Below are 19,384 nucleotides of genomic sequence, written 5' to 3'. Positions count from 1 at the left end.
TATGGAAAGAAAAAAAATAGTTGAGCTCATTAAGCTTGAGGTTTTAAGTTGTCTGCAGGAAAAAGACAGAGAAACTTTGCAATCGCTTAAATTAACTAATGATGATTTTCCCTGGAAAGAACTTGCTGAATATCAGCACATCACGGCTCTTCTTCCATCTGTTCTAGAAATTTTAACTCCAGCCAGCGATCTGAAAGATAAAACAGCTTTAAAACTCTACAATATAAGAGACGAAATCAAAGCTAAATTAGAAGTTAAAAAAGCTTTAGAAACTGTTGCTATACCACTTGAGGAAAATATTGAAATAGAAGCCAAAGCAGAATTCGGAGAAGTAGTTGAAGTTGGTGAAAAAGTTGAAGTTGAAGAGCGTGTTGCTGTTGCAGCCGAATCGACAAATCAATTTAGCGGAATTGAGCCAACGTTAGCAAAGGATGATTCATTTAAAATCAGTAGTAACTTCAGGGAAAAAAGTGAAACCGAAAATATATTCCAGCAAACAAGAGGTTTTGCTGAATCCGTTGTTACAAAACATCCGCCAGATAAAGAGATGGTTGAGAAGATTATAAAGGACTACTTTAATTCCTATTTAGTACACGAATTTGAATCAATAAAACAAAGTATTAAGAAAAACAGGTTACTGGGTTTTATTTTTTTCGCCATTACTTTGATACTGATTGGTGTGATATTCTTTATTAAATAATATTCGTCAAGAAATAAATTTTAAAACCTGCCTTACAGGATAACTTCAACTCAATATCCTGTCATTTTTTCCGGAAAAGAAAAATCAGAAATGCCAGAATGATAATTGCTGGCCAGAGATAGTTTAGTACCGGCAACACAGAGTGCAGAAATGATTTAATATTCCAGCGGCTGTTCATTAGAAGATAAATTATACCCGATAATAAGCAAACCAGTGAAATTATCAGAAAATATTTTTTTATCGAAGTTACTATGTAAAACATTAACAATCCTGCACCAGCAAAAACCAAGACTAAAGGTATGATAATTCCATCACCAAGGTTCAGAGAAAAATTTTCTGAGATTAAGAAGTAAGTTCCTAAAAGAAAAATGACGGAGCCGATAAATACGGGGAAACCGTTTTGTTTGATCGATTGATCATAAACAGTTAAAATACCTGCTGCTATCAAAGAATATGAAAGCAAATCACTTATCGTTAAAGACAGAATTCCCCAAAAAGAAAGTAAGGCAGAGATTACAATGAATAAAATTATAGTAAGTATGAATTCAGTCAGTCGCATTAAAGTATTCTCTGTCCCATGCTGGAAGCTACAAGTTCTGAAGTAAAAGCGGCGCTTTGATTTTTATGATCCAGTATGGGATTAACTTCAGCAATTTCTAAAGATGACATGCAGCCACATTCAGCGATTGTTTCCATTAGCAGATGGGCTTCACGATAACTTAATCCACCGGAAACAGGAGTCCCAACTCCGGGTGCAACAGAAGGATCAACACTATCCAGATCAAAGCTAATATGAATATGATCTACTTTTTCCCGGAATTGTTTTAGCACTTTAGCTATTATTCGGTGTATCCCCAGCTTGTCTATATCATTCATTGTATAAATCGGAACATTAAGTTTTTTGATATTGATTTTTTCTGCTTCATCAATACTTCTGATTCCAATCAGTGAACAATTTTCCGGATGAAGTTTCGGTGAAAACCCGAAGAAGTTGACAAGTTCATCAGAACCTAATCCCAGCAAAGCAGCAAGAGGCATTCCGTGAATATTTCCAGACGGACTAGTCTCATCTGTATTTAAATCGCTGTGAGCATCAATCCAGATAACACCAAGTTTTAATTTTCTGTTTTTACAATAAGAGGCAATGCCTGAAATTGTGCCAAGTGCCATTGAATGATCTCCTCCGAGACAGAGCGGGAATTCTCCCTTCTCTAAAACTTTTTCTACTTTTTCAGCCAGCAATCTTGAGGTTTTAATAATCTCATCAAGATATTTCAATTTTGGATTTTTAATTTTTTGTTTTTCCATTATTTCAATTTTTATATCACCGAGATCATTAACTTTGTATCCTAATGTTTCAAGTTTGCCTTGTAGCCCTGCAATTCTTAAAGCAGAAGGACCCATATCTACACCGCGACGATCTGCACCAAGATCCATCGGAAATCCGATTATAGAAACATTTTCTTTTATGATACTTTTCATTCTTAAAGATGAATTTAATTCAATATGCATTGACAAAATAATTATAAAGCAGTACATAGTCCAAAAAGTTCACTTCAACAGACGAAACTATTCAGTATATTTTGTTCAAAGATTATAAAGTTTAACTCAGATCAGCATCTTAAATGCAGTATGCAATACAAAGAAGAACCTTTTATAAGCGTTGGTATTCTTACCGATAAAAAAATAAGATTTGAATTGTACGGTGATTTTCAGGTAGTTGGCTCCAGAGATAATTTCAGCGGTGTATATACTGCTGAATTAAAGAATGACAGAATCTTTTGTAAAAGCAGTAAACATGAAATAGAAGGTTTCAATCAGATAGAGTTTATCCCAACAGATCCGATATCCGAGTCATTTCTTCTTCGTGATGTAATTATTGGAAGCAAATTTCACTGGGAGCGAAAAGAGAAACAAAGATTTATTTATTCGCTGATTCTTGTCAAATCCGGAGATGAAATTGTAGCAATAAATCATATTCCGATTGAAAGATATTTAACGAGTGTGATTTCTTCAGAAATGAGCGCAAAAAGTTCTGTTGAGCTGTTAAAAGCTCAGGCAGTTATTGCAAGAAGCTGGGTGCTCGCTCAAATTGAAAGATCAGAAAAGTTAAAAGATGATAAAGAAATACATGAAACTTCTCTTGAATTAAAAGATGAATTGATAAAGTGGTATGATCGGGAGGACCACAATCTGTTTGATGTATGTGCTGATGATCATTGTCAGCGTTTCCAGGGAGTTACGAAAATAATTTCAGATTCATCTTTCATCGCAATTGATCAAACACGAGGAATTGTACTTTTGAGCGGTGGCAGTGTGTGTGATACAAGATATTCAAAGTGCTGCGGTGGAATTACTGAATCATTTGAAAACGTTTGGGAACCGATAAGACATCCTTATTTGACTTCAATTGTAGATTACAAATTTGAACCGGAAAATTTTAACCTTGATTTTTCGGATGAATCCAATTCAGAAAAATGGATAAAAGAAAAACCGATAGTGTTTTGCAATACTTCTGATAAAAAAATTCTTTCTCACATTCTTGTGGATTACGACCGGGAGACAAAAGATTTTTACAGGTGGAAAGTTGAATACACTCAAAATGAAATTACTGAACTAATTAATCTGAAAAGTGGAATTAATTTTGGGAATATTATTGATTTGATTCCTGTAGAACGCGGTGACTCAGCCAGAATTGTTAAATTAAAAATTATTGGAACAAACAAAACATTAACTGTTGGAAAAGAATTAGAGATAAGAAGGCTGCTTTCAAAAACTCATTTATACAGTTCAGCTTTTATTGTAAATAAAATTGGAAAAGATATACCGGAAAAATTTGTTTTATATGGTGCTGGTTGGGGACATGGAGTTGGAATGTGCCAGATCGGTGCTGCTGTTATGGCGGAAATGGGTTATAACTTTGATGAAATTCTGCTGCATTATTTTAAAAATTCAGAGTTGAAAAAAATTTACTGATTAGTTGTAATGAAGATACTTTATTCCTGCCTATCAAAAAGTTGGGGTGGACTTGAAATGTTTACACTCACTTCAATCCAGCAGCTTTTAAAAAGAAATATCAAAGTTGAACTTATATGTTCAGCAGATTCAAGAATTCATATTGAAGCTAATAATTTTGGTATTATACTTCATCCGGTAAAAGCCAGCGGTTATTTTCATCCGCTTACCACAATCAGACTTGCACTCCTGATAAAACAGAATAATTATTCTTTAGTTCACACACAAGCATCAAAGGACTTGTGGCAGATTGTTCCTGCACTGGAACTTGCCAACAGGAAAATTCCTCTGTTTCTTACCAAGCAGGTTGGTTCGTTTATAATTAAAAAAGATTTCTTACACAGGCATCTATATCAAAGAGTAAAAAAGATTTTTGCTATCAGCACAGCAATTAAAAAAAATGTTCAAGACACAACTCCGGTGAAACCCGAATCTGTTATTGTAATCTCTAATGGTATAGATATTAATAGATTCAATCCCGAAAAAGTGGATGCTTCCAAAGTTAGAAATGAATTTAATATTGGTGAAAAGGAAATTGTCATTGGCATGCTTGCCAGATTTACTCCAGGTAAAGGTCACGAAGAATTTCTTCTTGCCTGTAAAGAATTAAACAGAGAATATTCCAATCTCAGGTTTTTAATTGTCGGAGAAGCCAGCAGAGGTGAATCAGAGTATGCTTACAAGATAAAACAACTTGCAGGAGAATTTGGTTTGAACAATGTGATATTTACAGGTTATCGCAGCGATACACCGGAAGTATTTTCTGCAATGGATATATTTGCATTTCCATCTCACTCAGAAGCGTTTGGAATTGCACTTGTCGAAGCAATGGCAATGAAAAAACCTTCAGTATGTTCAAATGCTGAGGGTGTGCTTGATATAGCTGTTGACGGTGTAACATCTTATTTGTTTGAAAATAAAAATGCTGAAGATCTTAAAACTAAATTGAAATTGTTAATTGATTCCGCTGAAACACGAATCAGGTTTGGTGAAAATGCCCGGAAAAGAGTCGTCGAAAAATTTGATATTGATTTAATAACAGGTAGAGTTATGAAAATTTATGAACAAGAAACTGAAAATATTTAGCGAACGATGAACTCGTACCAAAAAATAACAGCACTAATCTTTTCGTTCAACTATGATTTATCACAACAAATAGTTAATAGCTTAAAAAGTTTAGCAAGCATTGAAAAAATTATAGTTATTGATAAAAATAAAATTGATAGCAACAATTATACTTCAGTCCAGACTGATTACCCTTTTGGAAATCAAATAATCCGCCAAATAATAGAAACTGCATCAACAACTTATTTATTATTTCTTAATGGAAACAGACGGATTGAGATTACAGAAGACACAATCGCAAAATTTATTTCCAAAGCAGAGCAATCGGACTCAGGTTGGATTTATTCAGATTATTATGAAAAGCAAAAAGATAAATTCTTTCTTCATCAATTAATTGATTATCAGCAGGGAAGTGTAAGAGACGATTTTGATTTTGGTTATTGTTGTTTAATCAACACAGGTATTGCAAAAAGATTTCTGCAAAATTTGTATGTTCAACAAACAGTGTTACGTTATTCCGGGTTGTATGATTTAAGACTTACACTTTCCAGATATGCTAAAGTTACCAGAATCCCCGAACCACTTTATTCTGTTATTTTAAGTTCCGATGAAGATGAAGTAAATAAACTGTTCGACTATGTTGATCCACGAAACAGAGAAGTGCAGATTGAAATGGAAAAAGTTTTCACTCATCATTTAGAAGAAATTAATTCATTTATTCCTTTCCGGAATAAAAAACCAGTTAATTTTAGCAGCTCTTTCCTTTATGAAGCATCAGTAGTAATCCCGGTCAGGAATAGAGTAAATACAATTTCTGATGCAATAAAGTCTGTCTTAAATCAAAAAGCAAATTTTAATTTCAATGTCATTGTTGTCGATAATTATTCAGAAGACGGAACAACTGAAAAGATAAAAAGCATTACTGTAAAAGACGACCGCGTTATTCATATTATTCCGGAACGGACTGATTTAGGAATCGGAGGCTGCTGGAATGAAGCGATCTTTCACTCCGAATGTGGAAAATTTGCTGTGCAGCTTGATAGCGATGATCTATATTCAAGCGAAAATTCTCTGCAGAAAATCGTTAATAAATTTTATGATGAAAACTGTGCGATGGTCATCGGTAGTTATAAACTCACTGATTTCAAATTGAATGAAATACCTCCCGGACTGATTGATCATCGTGAGTGGACGGATGAAAACGGACATAACAATGCACTCAGGATTAACGGTCTTGGCGCACCGAGAGCTTTTTATACTCCCATTATAAAAGAAATAAAATTTCCCAATGTAAGTTATGGTGAAGATTATGCTGTTGGTTTGGCTGTTTCCCGTCAATACAAAATTGGAAGAATTTATGAGCCTATTTATCTCTGCAGAAGATGGGAAGGAAACACAGATGCATCTTTAACAATAGAGAAAATGAATGCAAATAATTTTTATAAAGATTCGCTCCGAACAAAAGAAATTCAGCTTCGCCAGGCGATAAACAGGAAAGCACACTGATGAGATTAATTGAAAAGAAAATTTTAGAAGATCCTCAGATTAAATTCTTAATCGATAAACATGATTATTCTTCCGCAGCAGAATATTTGTTTAAATCTCAGTTGAGTAATTGGCTGCTGATGAAGAATAATTATGAGATGCGTGATAAAGTAAAGACAAAATCTTTTTGGTTCGACAGTTTCAAGATGATAGTTCAATTTAACTCTGAAAGAATAAAATCAACATCAGCGAAAGTGGATGACACTACAATAAAAAGAAGGAAGTGCTTCCTTTGTCTAGAAAATCTTCCTGATGAACAAAAAGGAATTTTACTGCCGGATGATTTCATTCTTTTGTGTAATCCGTATCCTGTTTTTCCAGAACATTTTACAATCAGTTCAATTCAACACCAGCCTCAGAGAATATTTAATTCAATCAATTCGTTTCTTGAAATTAGCAGTTTGTTTCCCTGTTATTGTTTAGTTTATAATGGACCTGCTTGTGGTGCTTCAGCACCGGATCATCTTCATTTTCAGGCAGGAACAAAAAATTTTATCCCTATTGAAAATGATATTCAGCAGTTAAAAAATGATTTTGGCAGGATAGTTCAGGACGATGAATCTGTTACTACTTCTTTTATTGATGATGGTTTGAGAAAAATAATTTTTATTGAATCAATGGATAAACTCGAAATTGAAAAAGCATTTCACTTAATTTATAAAAACTATCAAAAACTTGTCGGTGTTAATCCTGAGCCAATGATGAATATTTTAAGCTTTTACCATATTGATTTTGGATGGTACCTGATAATTTTTTTGAGAAACAAACACAGACCAGAATGTTTTTATAAAAATGATCCTGAAAAAATATTAATTAGTCCGGCAGCAATTGATATTGGAGGAATTGTAGTTACTCCCAGGGAAGAAGATTATATAAAGATTGATAAAAGTATTCTCAGCCAAATATTTAATGAAGTATCTCTTGATAAAAAGACATTTCTTTTACTGGAAGAAGAAATTAAAAAGGATCTAAGTTAATCAATCAATCCTGATGGTGTTTGAGGAGTTGAATTCAGCTCATTAAAAAGTTCCCATTTCCGTGCGAGGTTATCCTTCGTTCCACCATTTCTTTCAATATAATTGTTAATTATTACATTACCTGTGTGGTAGGTAACAACGTAACTTCTGTATGTTTCAATGAATGATAGATATTTCTCTGCTCTCTCTTTTGTCATTAACTGAAACTTTTGTATCCAGGCAAGAGTTTCTTCTTTTGTCCAATCACCGTTTAGATAATTTTTTGCAGCAAGAATTGATGAACCATCAAGTTTATCCTGCAGCTCAAGGGCTTTGAAATACACATCGGCATCAGCAGTATCAAGCTCTGCAATTGGGAACAAAACCTCTTTTTCAAATCTTCTCCGCTCATTGCCCGGAAAAAGCAATTCCTCGCCATAGACAGCTAATCCTTCGGCTATTAAAGACTGAGGAGAGTAAAGCGGATATACAGTGTATTCCATCCAGCCTTTATCTTTCACCAGATTTTTTTCCATAAGAATATTGTAAACATGATGTCCTGGGTATCCTTCGTGCGCAGCAAGTCCTACGGCTCGATCAATGTAAACAGGAAAATCGACTGCAACTTGAATTACACTAAATAGGTTTCCCTTGTACCAGTTATATGCGCCCCATGGTTTTTGGGTTACATATTCGACTTTAAATTTTTCGCCAGCAGGCAGATTGATGAACTTACTTGTTCTGCTTTTACATTCTTTAATTGCCGCATCAAACACATCAGCAATTTTGTTTTTTGGTATTTCAAATTTGTGCCTGAGGTTTAAATACCTTTCGATAACATCACCTTTACCCGGCAGGATCTTGTCAAGTTCATCCAATATGTTCTGAAAAATTTTTTCATCTGTTTCAAGAGGTGAAACATCATAAAAAGCTCTTGACTCAAGGTTGAACGGAAGTAAGGAACCATTTAAAACAATAATTTTTGTTTTTACTGCAAAAAGTTGTTTGTATAAATATCTATATCTGAGAGTTTCAAGTTCTGTTGCATTGTATTCACTTAACAGTTCAAGTTCATTTAAAAGAGAATCGGCAGAGGAGATTAATTTTAAATTTGCAGTTGAATCAAATGGAATGTTTCCCTCTTTGGGTTTCCATTCTTTCGGTCCGTAATATGCATCAACAAAGTTCGGATCGTATTTCCCAACTTCGAGGACCAGCTTAACATATCCTTCGGCAATTGAATTCATTTTTATTTCGAGATCACTTTTCAGTCTCTGTTCTTTTTTTTCGCTGCAGGTTACAACAAGTATGATAGCAATTATCCCCAAAATTACTTTTTTCACTTTTATTCCTTTTAAAATCAAATAATGATTTAATTTTCAAATGTTAACTTAACAAAACGTCTTAAATGATTTAGTGCAATTTAGTTAACTCAATTAATGCATTGAGTGTTTTTAAATTTCTTGTAGTTCCGAAAACTTTAAGTTTATTCTCGAAAAAATTATTATTTAGTTTTGCTTTGCCATAGCCATTTGGCACGAAAAGATAAATACATTTCCCATCAACGATATATTCTTCCGGAAAATATTCGGCAGCAATAATTCTGTTAACATTATCTTTTGAAGGAATTGACGAAAGAAAAATGATATAAAGTTTGTCAGATTCCTTTTGCGTTTTTATGAATGGATTGCTTAAAATCACTTTATCAAGCTCTCCCGGAGTCAAAACAATTGCGTGAACGTCAAAGCCGAATTTCTTTTTTATTGCCGAGGAAATATTCTGGCTAATTTTTCCGGATAATTTTTCTTTGCTTGAAAAAATTATATTTCCGCTTTGTATGTAAGTTTGAACATTCTGCAAACCGGCTTTTTCAAACAATGTTCTCAACTCGGACATTTTGATTAGCTTTTGTCCGCTTACATTAATTCCTCTCAGCAATGCAATATATTTTTTCATTATTCTAATTTTAATATTCTGTACCCAATACCTTTTACAGCGAAGGAAATACTACCATCTTTAACCTGAAAAGAATCAGCAGATATAACATCGTTTGCAGTCTTTATGTTATAAATATCCGGAAGAGTAAGGTTGACTTGCTGTTCCTTTTCGCTCTTGTTCAGGATGACAAGTATCCTTTCGTTCAAGTCTGATCGTAAATAAGCATAAATGTTTTTATCCGCCTGAAGAGTGAGGAAATCTCCGTAACGTAATGATGAATGATCACTTCTGGAGTGAATTATTTTACTCACATCTTTGAAAGTCTGCTTTTCATATTCATTCAGATCATTATCGAATCTCATCATCCTTCTGTTATCAGGATCAGAAGCTCCGGTCATTCCGATTTCATCACCATAATAAATTACAGGAACTCCGGGAATTGTTAAAATGTATGCAAGATGTAATTTGAGTTTATCATAACTTGAAGGATGGTCAACCTTTGGCGGATTTGTCCACGCAAACTCACTTGCTCTGCCGTCATTTATTTCAAGATCTCCATCAGCATACGCCATATAACGAATTTTGTCATGACTGCTTACAAGATTTCCCATCAAATGATTTACGCCATATACCTGAAAAGTTTTCTGCATCTGGTTGTCGAGCAGTTCAAATGAAATTTCCGGGTTGAGAAAAACCGGAATTGCTGTATCGTACAAATTAAAATTGAATTGAGAATTCAATTGCCCGTTGTTTACGTATGAACTAATGAGATCAAATCCCCCGAAAGTTTCGCCGATTTGAAAAACCTGAGTCTGATCAGGCACTTCGATTTTTTCTTTTAACTTTTTTGTGAGCAGACGCCAAAACTCATTCGGAACATGCTTGACTGCATCGTGCCTGAATCCATCAGCGTTAGTTTCTTGCAGCCACCAGATTGCATTATCTGTCATTGTTTCCAATGCTTCTTTCGATTTTGTATAATCGAATGAGGGCATATATGGTTCAAACCAGGTAGTCAAACGATATTCATCCCAGAGGCGCAGATTTTTTCTTCCGTCTGGAAGTTCAAGATCTCCGAACCAATCACGATGCTCTTTCCATAGCGGGTTCTCTTCGTGAACATGATGAGCCACAAAATCAAGCAGCACTTTTATTTTATTTTTATGTGATTTATTAATCAGCTCTTCTGCCAGATTTAAACTTCCAAAATGTTCTTCAACTCCCTGCAATGAAATTGGCCAGTAACCATGATAGCCCGTATAATATCTGTGTGGTGGAGGATATTCACGGTAAGCTTTGTTTGTGTTATCAACTATCGGAGAAATCCAGAAAGTGTTAATTCCGAGCAGATTAAAGTAACCTTCGTTTATTTTGTTTATGATTCCCTGAAAATCGCCGCCGTTATAATTTGCAGGAGAAAAAAGAGAATCGTGTTTTATGGGATTATCATTTGTCGGATCACCGTTGCTGAAACGATCAATCATAAGTGAATATATTATTGCATCATACCAGCTTTGTGGTGATTTTTTATTAATAGGTTGACCGTCAATTATTCTCGTTGATTGAATATTTGAAAACTTTCCGTTTTGCTTTACTGCGATTCTTATTAATCTTTCTCCTTCGATTATATCGTCATGGAACATTAAAGTTATTTTATTGCCATCGACCTTAATCAATGTTGGATTAATAATCTGATTATCAAGTAAAGCAACAATATTTGATTCATTGATGCTGCCAGATGAATGATTTTCATAATAGTAATTGTACTCTTTTAACTGGTCGTCGGTTTCATAATTTAAAGTATGAAGATAAAGTCTGGCTTTATTATCCGAACTAATAATGATAACCGAATTATAATCTCCCAGACCATTCGGAACCTTAACCGGATTTTGCGGATCAATCAATTCTTTTCTGTCAACAAAAAATTTGTATTCATATCTGCCCGGATCGAGTGGAATACTTATCTCAAATATTCCGTTTTTATCGTCATCGCTCATAGGAAGACTTGATCTGTCCCAGCTATTGAATTGACCAAATAAGTTTACCTGCTTTGGTTTTCCTTTTGGTTTATAAGAGAAAAGATATTTTTTTCTTGGTTCAAGCTTGAATGGAATGTAATATTGCTGGTTATCACAAGAGAACTGTAAAAGATCCAGCCCTGTAAAACCCTCTTTTGCTTTTAACTTTAAAATGTTATTTACTGTATCGTGAACGATAATCAGATTTTCATTTGGAGAGAAAGTCAAATTGTAACTCGGTGCATAAAACAAATCGCTGATAACAACTTCCTTTTCAATTCCTTCTTCAAGATTGATTGGCTGGATTATATCTGTGATCTTGTTAGTGTGATTTTGTGAGCAACCGAAAATGATTAAAAGCAATAATGGGAGATAAAAAATATTTTTCATTTGAACCGGAGTTAAGTTGAACAATAATTTATGATTGGCTGAACAAAGTTAATGATATGAAATGAAAAATTCCTCAAACATCATAACAATCCTTATCTAAATGAAAAATTATTTTAGATGTTCATCAACAGCTGTCGGCGCTGAAAGTAAAATAAGTTTTGTTTCTGCTGGAAGTCTTTTTGTTGCCTCAATCAGCTTCTTTTCAATTCTTTTTTTCTGAAAGTGCGTATCATCAGGTCTGTGTTCTGCGAGTGTGTGTCTGGTCAAAACATCTCTGAACTACTCAGCGCAAAAAATCAATTCTCTATCTAATATTGTTCATAGAATTTCTATAAAATAAAAAAGCGAAGAACAATTACTTATCCTTCGCTAAAAACAAAATAAAAATGCCGGCTTATTTCAGGATTGCATCCTTAGCTGCTTTTGATACTCTGAATTTCAAAACTTTTCTTGCCGGAATAACAATCGATTCGCCGGTGGCAGGATTTCTTCCCATTCTCTGGTTTCTTTGTGCAACTTTGAGTTTACCAAGACCTGGTAATACAAATTCTTTTTTTGCTTCCTTGTATGAAAGTTTTACCAGTTCATCTAAAAACTGAGCTGAAACTTTTTTTGTGGTTTTTGTCTTGGCAGCAAGATGAGCAATGATTTGACTCTTCGTCATTGATTTAGCCATGTTGATCCCTCCGATTAAATGTTATTGATTATTACCTGCGAAAAATAATTAATATTTATTTGAAACAAAATTATTTTTTAAAATTAATTACCAGTAAACCCCTGTAAATACGGCTCAGGATGAGAATTGGCTTCACTGAGGCTTCAGTATATTACAGTTAAGATTTTTCGCTCTTTTTTTTATTCTCTATCTTGTCTATGTTAACTCAAGAATTTTTCTCAAAGTACAATTAATGTTAAAACTACTTTCATCATTCGTACTTTTCACAACTTTTATCTTTCCTCAGGATGTTGATTCCTTATTAAATCTTAAAAATTCAGCCAGTTCTGATACAAATTTTGTTGGAATTGTTGATTCAACAGCACATTCTGATTCGACTATTACAATAAACGCTATTGTTGATACACTTATACCAATTCAGGGAATCCCGTTGACTGATGTGAGTACGATTATCAGTAAAAGAACCTTTTTGTTTGAAAACTACCGGTACGCAGGTGATTTGTTGAGATCTTTCAATTTGAATTTTATTAAGGACTTTGGATTTATCGGCTATCCAAATGAAACTTTTATTTACGGTGTGGGAAATAGTGGAATAAGCTATTTGCAGGACGGAGTTTTCTGGAATAACCGTTACACAAACTCGCTTGACCTTAACCTCATACAAAGTGAAAATATTGATTCGATTGAAATTGTTCCTTCTCCGCGCGGCTTTTTGTATGGACCATACAACAATCCGGTAACAGTTAATTTCATTACACGGGACTTTATCCCTCCGGTACCTTATGCAAGAATCAAGTATTATCAGGGCCCTGATGGCGAGGCAATGATTGATGGAAAATTTTCTGCTATGATTGCGAAAAGATGGAATTACTCATTTCAATTGACGAACAGATCAAAAGATGAAACTTACGCGAATACTGATTTAAGTCTCTGGCAGTTTAACACAAAGCTGAAATATTTTTTATCGAACTCAGTAAATCTCCAGGCATATTATTATTATGTTGATAAAGAGCAAGGTCTGAACGGCGGAGTTGATTATGACAGTCTTTCAAGAAGCTCTGATGATCCGAACGCTGATCTTTATGATCCGATTTTCGCACCGGTTGTTTATCCAAATCAGAAACTTGATATAATGCAGCATAATGTTGGGTTAAGAACGCTTGCAAAACCGTTTGATAATTCTCAGTTGGATTTAACAGTTTATTACCGATATGGACTTGATGAATATCGTAATATAAGAGATAGTTTGAATTTTGGACGAGATTATACAAACAAATCTTTTGGCACGGTGATTAATTATTTACAGACATTAAGCATTTTTACTTTGCAGGTGTTGGGTGATTATGAGAGTACAAATAGTGAGTTATATTGGGTAGAAGATAATTATTTAAATAGTGATACTTTCAAACGATTCAGCTTTGGTGGTGTTCTGACTGCAGCATTTTTTAATAATTATATTCAAACATCCATATACTATAAGCAAAACTATTGGGACGAAGTTGATTACTGGGACAAACAAGAAATTAGATTAAATGGTATTGGTGCTGATATAATATTTTTACCTGAATATGATCAATCGTTGTATGTTGGCTACTCATTAAGAGAAAGTCGCTCCGAAGAAGAAAATGTTCCCGCTTTTGAAATAGGCACTCGTTATAAAAATTCGCAATTGCTATTTGATGCGAAATATTTTTATAATGAACACTTTTATGAAAGCCATCTTGAAATTATTCCTCCTTGGAGGTTTTATATACAAACGGTTAAAGGTTTAGGTTTAATACTTAATTATAAATTTTGGATCCTGTTATTGGAAACAAACACATCTTACTATTTCGAAATTGATGAAATGAGAACCGTTAATCTACCCGAGTGGCAATTTGTTGGAGGACTTTATATCAACGATTTATTCTTTAATACCAATCTTGATTTAAAAGCAGGACTTAAATTTTACTATAAGGGGAAAACTGATTTAGCATTCGATTATTGGGGTAGTGTTGGGAGTGTTGAACCAACAAACAAACTCGATTTTAATTTAGCAGGTGAGATAAAAAAAGTTGCGATCTTCTATTTTCAGTGGGAGAATTTGTTCGGCAATGAATACTACATCACTCCTTATTATCCAATGCCGGAAAGAAATATTAAATTCGGTTTAGCGTGGGAGTTGTTTAATTAGAGTAGTCACGGCCCCCTCTGTGTCTCCCCCAAAGGGGGAGAATATAGAGACATTTCTTAAATCAAAAATCGTTAATCTTCATTCAAAGAACTTTATACTTCAGAATTCGATATTCGAAGTTCGATATTTATTATTCAACTATAGATTCCGGATCAAGTCCGGAATGACAAATCATTAAAGACTTAGCATATCTTTAAACTTAACTGCCTGCCTTCGTGAGACTTCAACTTTGTGACCGTCTTTCAGTTTAACAAGTAATCCGCCGTTCAGCCACGGTTCGATTGAATCAACCCATTTTAGATTGATAATGTGTTTCCTGTTTGCGCGGAAGAACACTTTAGTGTCAAGTCTTTCATCGAGATAATTTAGTGTGCGAAGAATTAGTGGTTTGTTGTCTTCAAAGAAAAGCCGAACATAATTTCCCTCTGATTCAAGTAATCTTATTTTTTCCAATTTCACAAACCAGCAGCGATCACCATCTTTAACAAAAACCTGGTCACTTTCTGTAAGGATTTCTTTATCAGTTTCAACAGCAACTTTCTTTCTGGTCTTTTCAATCAACTTGTTTACTGTTTCTTCAAGTCGTTTTGGTTCAATTGGCTTCAACAGATAATCGAGTGCATTGTATTCAAATGCTTTTAATGCATATTCATCATACGCAGTTGTGAAAACAACTACCGGAACGCTGTCTAATTCTTCTAACAATTCAAATCCGGTTTTACCGGGCATCTGAATATCCAGAAAAATCAAATCTGGTTTCAGCTCGTTAATTTTTTCGAGCGCATCTTCTGCATTTACTGCTTCACCGACAATTTGTAAATCTTTGAAAGGTGTAAGAAGTCTTTTTAATTCTGTGCGTGCTAATCTTTCGTCATCAATTATTAAAGCTTTCATTAAATTTCCCTATTAATTATTTTGACTTGTGATCGGAATTTCTATTTCTGCGAGAACCTTGTCTCCGTTTTCATTAAAAATTGAAAAATGAGCATCATCGCCGAAGAGAAGATTGAGTCTGTGTTTCGTGTTGCTGACTCCAAATCCATTTGAACTTTTTAATTGCTCTTCACTGAAGTGACCGCTGTTCCGGATTTCAATTTTTAATTTTGGACCATCAGATGTTGTAATCATTTTTGTTTTTAACTGAACTTCACCGCCCTCAGTTCGTTTTGCAATTCCATGCTTTATACCATTCTCAATAAGTGTTTGAACCATCATAGGTGGTATTTCAACTTTGTGGGTATCGCGATCAATATCAAGTTTGTATTTAAGTCTGTCCTCAAATCTAATTCTTTCAAGATCAAGATAATTTTTTACCGTTTCAATTTCGTCTTCAAGCGGAACCTTTTCCATTCTTTCCATCTGCAAAGAATAGCGAAGAATGTTTGATAATTTTGTTATTGCGACTTTTGCTGATTCAGGGTCTTCTTCTATCAATGCACGAATGCTGTTCATCGCATTGAACATAAAATGCGGATTCAACTGTGACTTCAATGTTTTCAATTCGTAATCTTTCACGGCAGCTTCCCATATCAGAGATTCAATCTCTTTCTTTTTGTAATTCTCCATGTAGTGAACAATAAAGTAAATCAGGCTCCATAGAAGAATAAGTATGCTGGTGTTTGTAATTCCTGCAATTGCTCTTGCAACATTATATTCATCTTGTTTGAACGTACCAACGAAATAACTTGCAGTAAAAACGAGAGAATAAATAATAATTCCGGTAATTATACTTGCGATCAGATCAGAACTCTTGGGATAGTATTTTTCAGTGGAAGTGAAAGCCAATTATTTTTTCTGATTACTCTGCGAAGAAGATGTGTGAAGAAAATTCCTAACAAACCTAGAAATATCCAGACTAAAATTCTCTGCCAGCTTATTTCTTCGAATGAAGAGATGATGAACAGGTTTATCCCTACAAAAAAGTACCAGCCGAAAATCTGACTGACCCAATAAATTTGTTTGCGACTTAATCTCATTTCTTTTGAAGGGTGCTGCCCTTTTAAACTTTCCTGTAAACCTGCGTTTATTTTTTTCTCACTTCTCATCAAATATAATCTTATTGTTTGTCAAGATAAATCCTTCCCGAAAATGCGCGGACAGGACAAGTAAGCCCCGTTTACTTCACGGGGCTTGTCAGTTTTATAAATCAAAATTATTGAGTTAACCGGTGAGCGGCAGATAAATTTTTATAACAGGTTAAATAAAGTGATGGAAGGGTTTAACCTGTTTTCTGTTTTACTACAAATCCTTTTATTTACAACGAAAGTATATCATTATAAACTATAAATGCCATAAGAAGTAACAGAAGAACAAAACCGGTGTTGTTAATTGCAATTTTTACTTTAACGGGAATTTCTCTTCTTGTAATTGTTTCGATAATAATCATCACTAAATGTCCGCCATCAAGAACAGGAAAAGGAAGAATATTAATAATTGCAAGACTGAGACTTAGAACTGCAAGAAAGAAAAGAAAACTTTCAAAACCGACATCAGCAGATTTTGCTGCAAGCTGCGCAATACGTACTGGTCCGCCAAAAGCTTTTCCGAATTCAACCTGTCCGCCGATAACTTTACCTGCAACACTGAATGTAACTTTTGTTAGATTAACGAGATCAACACCAGCAACATAAAACGATTCAAAAAATCCAAATGTTTTATACTCCGACTTTCCTTCAAAAATATCGTTGATTGCAATTCCGATTTTTCCATCACTACCGGGAGTTACAGCGAGAGTTAAAGTGTCATTTGTTCTAACAACTTTTGTTTGTAGTTCAACACCAGCATTCTTTGAAACAATTTCAATGAACTCTGATGAACCTCCCAAAACTTTGTCGTTTACAGAATAAATAATATCACCGGAAAGCAGACCAGCTTTTTCAGCAGGTGAATCTTTCATTACGTCAGCAACGTAAGGTTTGAATCCTTCAGGCACAATCATCTCTCCCTGCTTTTCAATATCCGGAATCATTTTGCGGGGAACGAATATATTTTCTTCCACGCCGTTCCGTAAAACTTTTACGGTAAGATCTTCACCGATTGTGTTTATATAAATTTCATTTCTGATTTCATCCCAGTTTTCAACCTTTACGCCATTTATAGATTGTATAATATCACCTTTCATAAATCCAATCGAATCTGCAGCACTGTCTGTTCGAACATAACCGACAGTGGTTGTTAGTGTAACAGGTTTCCCTTTGAAAAAATTCGCTCCCCAGAAAATAATAACAGCGAGAAGTAAGTTCATCAAAACTCCGGCGCTTATTACAAAAGTCTTCTGCCAGAAATTTTTTGATCGGAATTCGTATGGCTGAGGTTCTTTGTTTGCAAATTCTGTGTCAAAACTTTCATCAACCATTCCTGCAATTTTAACATATCCGCCAAGTGGAAGTAGTGATAATCTGTAATCTGTATTTCCTTCACCATCAAAATCTTTTGGCAGATCTCCGAATGTGAATCCAGTTTTTTTATTGTATCCAAAAAGTCTTTTACCAAATCCAATCGCGAAAACATCGGCACGCATCCCGCAAGATTTCGCAGCAAGGAAATGTCCAAGCTCGTGGATAAACACAAGTATTCCAATTGTAATCGCAAAATAAATTATATAATCCATTAAAAGAGTTTCTCCATTTTAAGTTAGCTTCATTACAAATTCTCTGGTGACTCTGTCACACTCAAATATTGTTTTTAAATCGGGCGATAATTTGTTTTCAATTTTATCCAAAGCTTTTTTTATTAACAAGGAAATATGTGAGAACTTAATTTCTTTATGTAAAAATTTACCTACCGCCACTTCGTTTGCAGCATTCAAAATACAAGCGGCAGTTCCGCCAGATTTCAATGCATCGAAAGCAAGTTTCAGACATTCAAATTTACAAAAATCAGGCTCATAAAAAGTCAATGAACTGATAGAAGACAAATTTGTTCTTTCAAATTGATTCTTCATTCTTTCCGGAAAAGTTAATGCATATTGAATTGGCAATTTCATATCAGGCAGACCCATTTGTGCTTTCATGGAACCATCCACAAACTGAACCATCGAATGAATAATTGACTGAGGATGAATTACTATTTCAATTTTATCTGCCGGTAATCCAAACAACCAATGTGCCTCAATAACTTCCAGACCTTTGTTCATCATTGTTGCTGAATCGATAGTTATCTTGTTTCCCATTTTCCAGTTTGGATGGTTGAGTGCTTCATCAACAGTTGCGGATTCAAAAAATGATTTGTCTTTTTCGCGAAAAGGTCCGCCTGAAGCAGTGAGAATTAATTTTTCAACTTTATTTAAATTTTCACCAACAAGACACTGGTAGATTGCACTGTGTTCAGAATCAACCGGAATTATTTCGGAACCATTCGCTCTGCATAAGTCAGTTACGATTTCGCCAGCAACAACAAGTGTTTCCTTATTTGCAAGTGCAATTCGTTTTCCTCTTTTAACAGCTTCAATAGTTGGAGCTAAACCGGCAAATCCTACCATCGCTCCCATAAAAATATCATACTCTGCCTCAACAGCAGCTTTAACTAATCCATCCTCGCCGACAAGCAAATTGCAGTTCTTTGGAATTTTTCCCGATATATTTTTTGCACATTGTTCATCTTTTACAGCAACTACTTCAGGCTTAAACAATTTAATCTGTTCAAGCAATAAATCAGTATTTGAGTTTACTGTAAGTCCGGTTACTTTAAATTCATCTTTCAGATTACTTATTACATTAAGGCAATTTATTCCGATAGAACCGGTTGAACCAAGTATAAAAACCTTTTTCATTGAGGTCAAAAATACTTAAAACCAGCTTAATTCTGAGGAATATTTTCAATGGATTTTTTGTCCGCCTGATTGTTATAATGTATCGGTTATTAACTATAAATTGACCTTGAAAGCGGTTAATAAATTCTTATTTTGCA

General features: G+C 34.4%; 18 protein-coding genes. 6 read left to right on the top strand and 12 right to left on the bottom strand.

Annotated features, from left to right (window positions below; genetic code table 11):
• Position 1 precedes the first annotated feature (1 nt).
• The gene (locus tag HND39_04865) at positions 2-700 is read left to right on the top strand and encodes a hypothetical protein (protein ID QKJ95663.1); all 699 of its coding nucleotides are present in this window, start codon (positions 2-4) and stop codon (positions 698-700) included.
• A 61-nt stretch (positions 701-761) separates the two neighbouring features.
• Here the strand turns inward: HND39_04865 and HND39_04860 are convergent, their stop codons facing one another.
• Positions 762-1,259, bottom strand: a complete 498-nt coding sequence (locus HND39_04860; protein ID QKJ95662.1) for a hypothetical protein — start codon at positions 1,257-1,259, stop codon at positions 762-764.
• Positions 1,259-2,182 (bottom strand): arginase, encoded by a 924-nt coding sequence (rocF, locus tag HND39_04855; GenBank protein ID QKJ95661.1) that lies wholly within the window; start codon positions 2,180-2,182, stop codon positions 1,259-1,261. Before rocF ends, HND39_04860 begins: the two co-directional genes overlap by 1 nt.
• A 150-nt stretch (positions 2,183-2,332) precedes the next feature.
• On the opposite strand from rocF, the gene HND39_04850 reads away from it, so the two are divergent.
• From HND39_04850 to HND39_04835, 4 genes are read left to right on the top strand one after another with little or no spacing between them, the layout of a single operon-like run.
• A complete protein-coding gene (locus tag HND39_04850; GenBank protein ID QKJ95660.1) occupies positions 2,333-3,676 on the top strand; it encodes a SpoIID/LytB domain-containing protein in 1,344 nt (447 codons plus the stop codon).
• Positions 3,677-3,685: 9 nt separating this feature from the next.
• Entirely contained in the window at positions 3,686-4,801 is a 1,116-nt protein-coding gene (locus tag HND39_04845; GenBank protein QKJ95659.1) for a glycosyltransferase family 4 protein, read from the top strand.
• A gap of 6 nt (positions 4,802-4,807) precedes the next feature.
• Positions 4,808-6,286, top strand: coding sequence for a glycosyltransferase family 2 protein (locus HND39_04840; GenBank protein QKJ95658.1), 1,479 nt, complete (start codon positions 4,808-4,810; stop codon positions 6,284-6,286).
• Entirely contained in the window at positions 6,286-7,302 is a 1,017-nt protein-coding gene (locus HND39_04835) for a DUF4922 domain-containing protein (GenBank protein ID QKJ95657.1), read from the top strand. The genes HND39_04840 and HND39_04835 overlap by 1 nt, the downstream gene beginning before the upstream one ends.
• On the opposite strand, the gene HND39_04830 is transcribed toward HND39_04835, so the two are convergent.
• The 5 genes from HND39_04830 to HND39_04810 all read right to left on the bottom strand — a co-directional run bounded on the left by HND39_04830 (position 7,299) and on the right by HND39_04810 (position 12,303).
• Positions 7,299-8,528, bottom strand: coding sequence for a hypothetical protein (locus HND39_04830; GenBank protein QKJ97885.1), 1,230 nt, complete (start codon positions 8,526-8,528; stop codon positions 7,299-7,301). The two genes, HND39_04835 and HND39_04830, sit on opposite strands and share 4 nt — an antisense overlap.
• A 166-nt stretch (positions 8,529-8,694) precedes the next feature.
• Positions 8,695-9,237, bottom strand: a complete 543-nt coding sequence (locus tag HND39_04825) for a DUF1697 domain-containing protein (protein ID QKJ95656.1) — start codon at positions 9,235-9,237, stop codon at positions 8,695-8,697.
• Positions 9,237-11,627: a hypothetical protein gene (locus tag HND39_04820; protein QKJ95655.1), complete on the bottom strand. Its 2,391-nt coding sequence runs from the start codon at positions 11,625-11,627 to the stop codon at positions 9,237-9,239. Before HND39_04820 ends, HND39_04825 begins: the two co-directional genes overlap by 1 nt.
• A gap of 108 nt (positions 11,628-11,735) precedes the next feature.
• A complete protein-coding gene (locus HND39_04815; GenBank protein ID QKJ95654.1) occupies positions 11,736-11,894 on the bottom strand; it encodes a hypothetical protein in 159 nt (52 codons plus the stop codon).
• A gap of 127 nt (positions 11,895-12,021) precedes the next feature.
• Positions 12,022-12,303, bottom strand: coding sequence for an HU family DNA-binding protein (locus HND39_04810; GenBank protein ID QKJ95653.1), 282 nt, complete (start codon positions 12,301-12,303; stop codon positions 12,022-12,024).
• Positions 12,304-12,535: 232 nt separating this feature from the next.
• Between HND39_04810 and HND39_04805 the strand changes: the two genes are divergently transcribed.
• Positions 12,536-14,476 carry a TonB-dependent receptor plug domain-containing protein gene (locus HND39_04805; GenBank protein ID QKJ95652.1) on the top strand — a complete coding sequence of 647 codons (1,941 nt, stop codon included), beginning with the start codon at positions 12,536-12,538 and terminating at the stop codon, positions 14,474-14,476.
• Positions 14,477-14,650: 174 nt separating this feature from the next.
• Here HND39_04805 and HND39_04800 read toward each other — a convergent pair whose 3' ends face one another.
• From HND39_04800 to HND39_04780, 5 genes are all read right to left on the bottom strand, one after another.
• Entirely contained in the window at positions 14,651-15,370 is a 720-nt protein-coding gene (locus tag HND39_04800; GenBank protein QKJ95651.1) for a response regulator, read from the bottom strand.
• A 12-nt stretch (positions 15,371-15,382) separates the two neighbouring features.
• A complete protein-coding gene (locus tag HND39_04795; protein QKJ95650.1) occupies positions 15,383-16,261 on the bottom strand; it encodes a histidine kinase in 879 nt (292 codons plus the stop codon).
• Positions 16,213-16,521, bottom strand: a complete 309-nt coding sequence (locus HND39_04790; protein ID QKJ95649.1) for a hypothetical protein — start codon at positions 16,519-16,521, stop codon at positions 16,213-16,215. The genes HND39_04795 and HND39_04790 overlap by 49 nt, the downstream gene beginning before the upstream one ends.
• 209 nt (positions 16,522-16,730) lie before the next feature.
• The gene (rseP, locus tag HND39_04785) at positions 16,731-18,086 is read right to left on the bottom strand and encodes an RIP metalloprotease RseP (GenBank protein ID QKJ95648.1); all 1,356 of its coding nucleotides are present in this window, start codon (positions 18,084-18,086) and stop codon (positions 16,731-16,733) included.
• A gap of 18 nt (positions 18,087-18,104) precedes the next feature.
• On the bottom strand, positions 18,105-19,247 hold the full coding sequence (locus HND39_04780; GenBank protein QKJ95647.1) for a 1-deoxy-D-xylulose-5-phosphate reductoisomerase: 1,143 nt from the start codon (positions 19,245-19,247) through the stop codon (positions 18,105-18,107).
• Between the last annotated feature and the right edge of the window lie 137 nt (positions 19,248-19,384).

The sequence above is a fragment of the Ignavibacteriota bacterium genome (assembly GCA_013285405.1).
Classification (GTDB): Bacteria; Bacteroidota; Ignavibacteria; order Ignavibacteriales; family Ignavibacteriaceae; genus IGN2.
The sequence above is the reverse complement of the archived record's forward strand: the minus strand, read 5'-3'. Positions and strand labels throughout refer to the sequence as shown.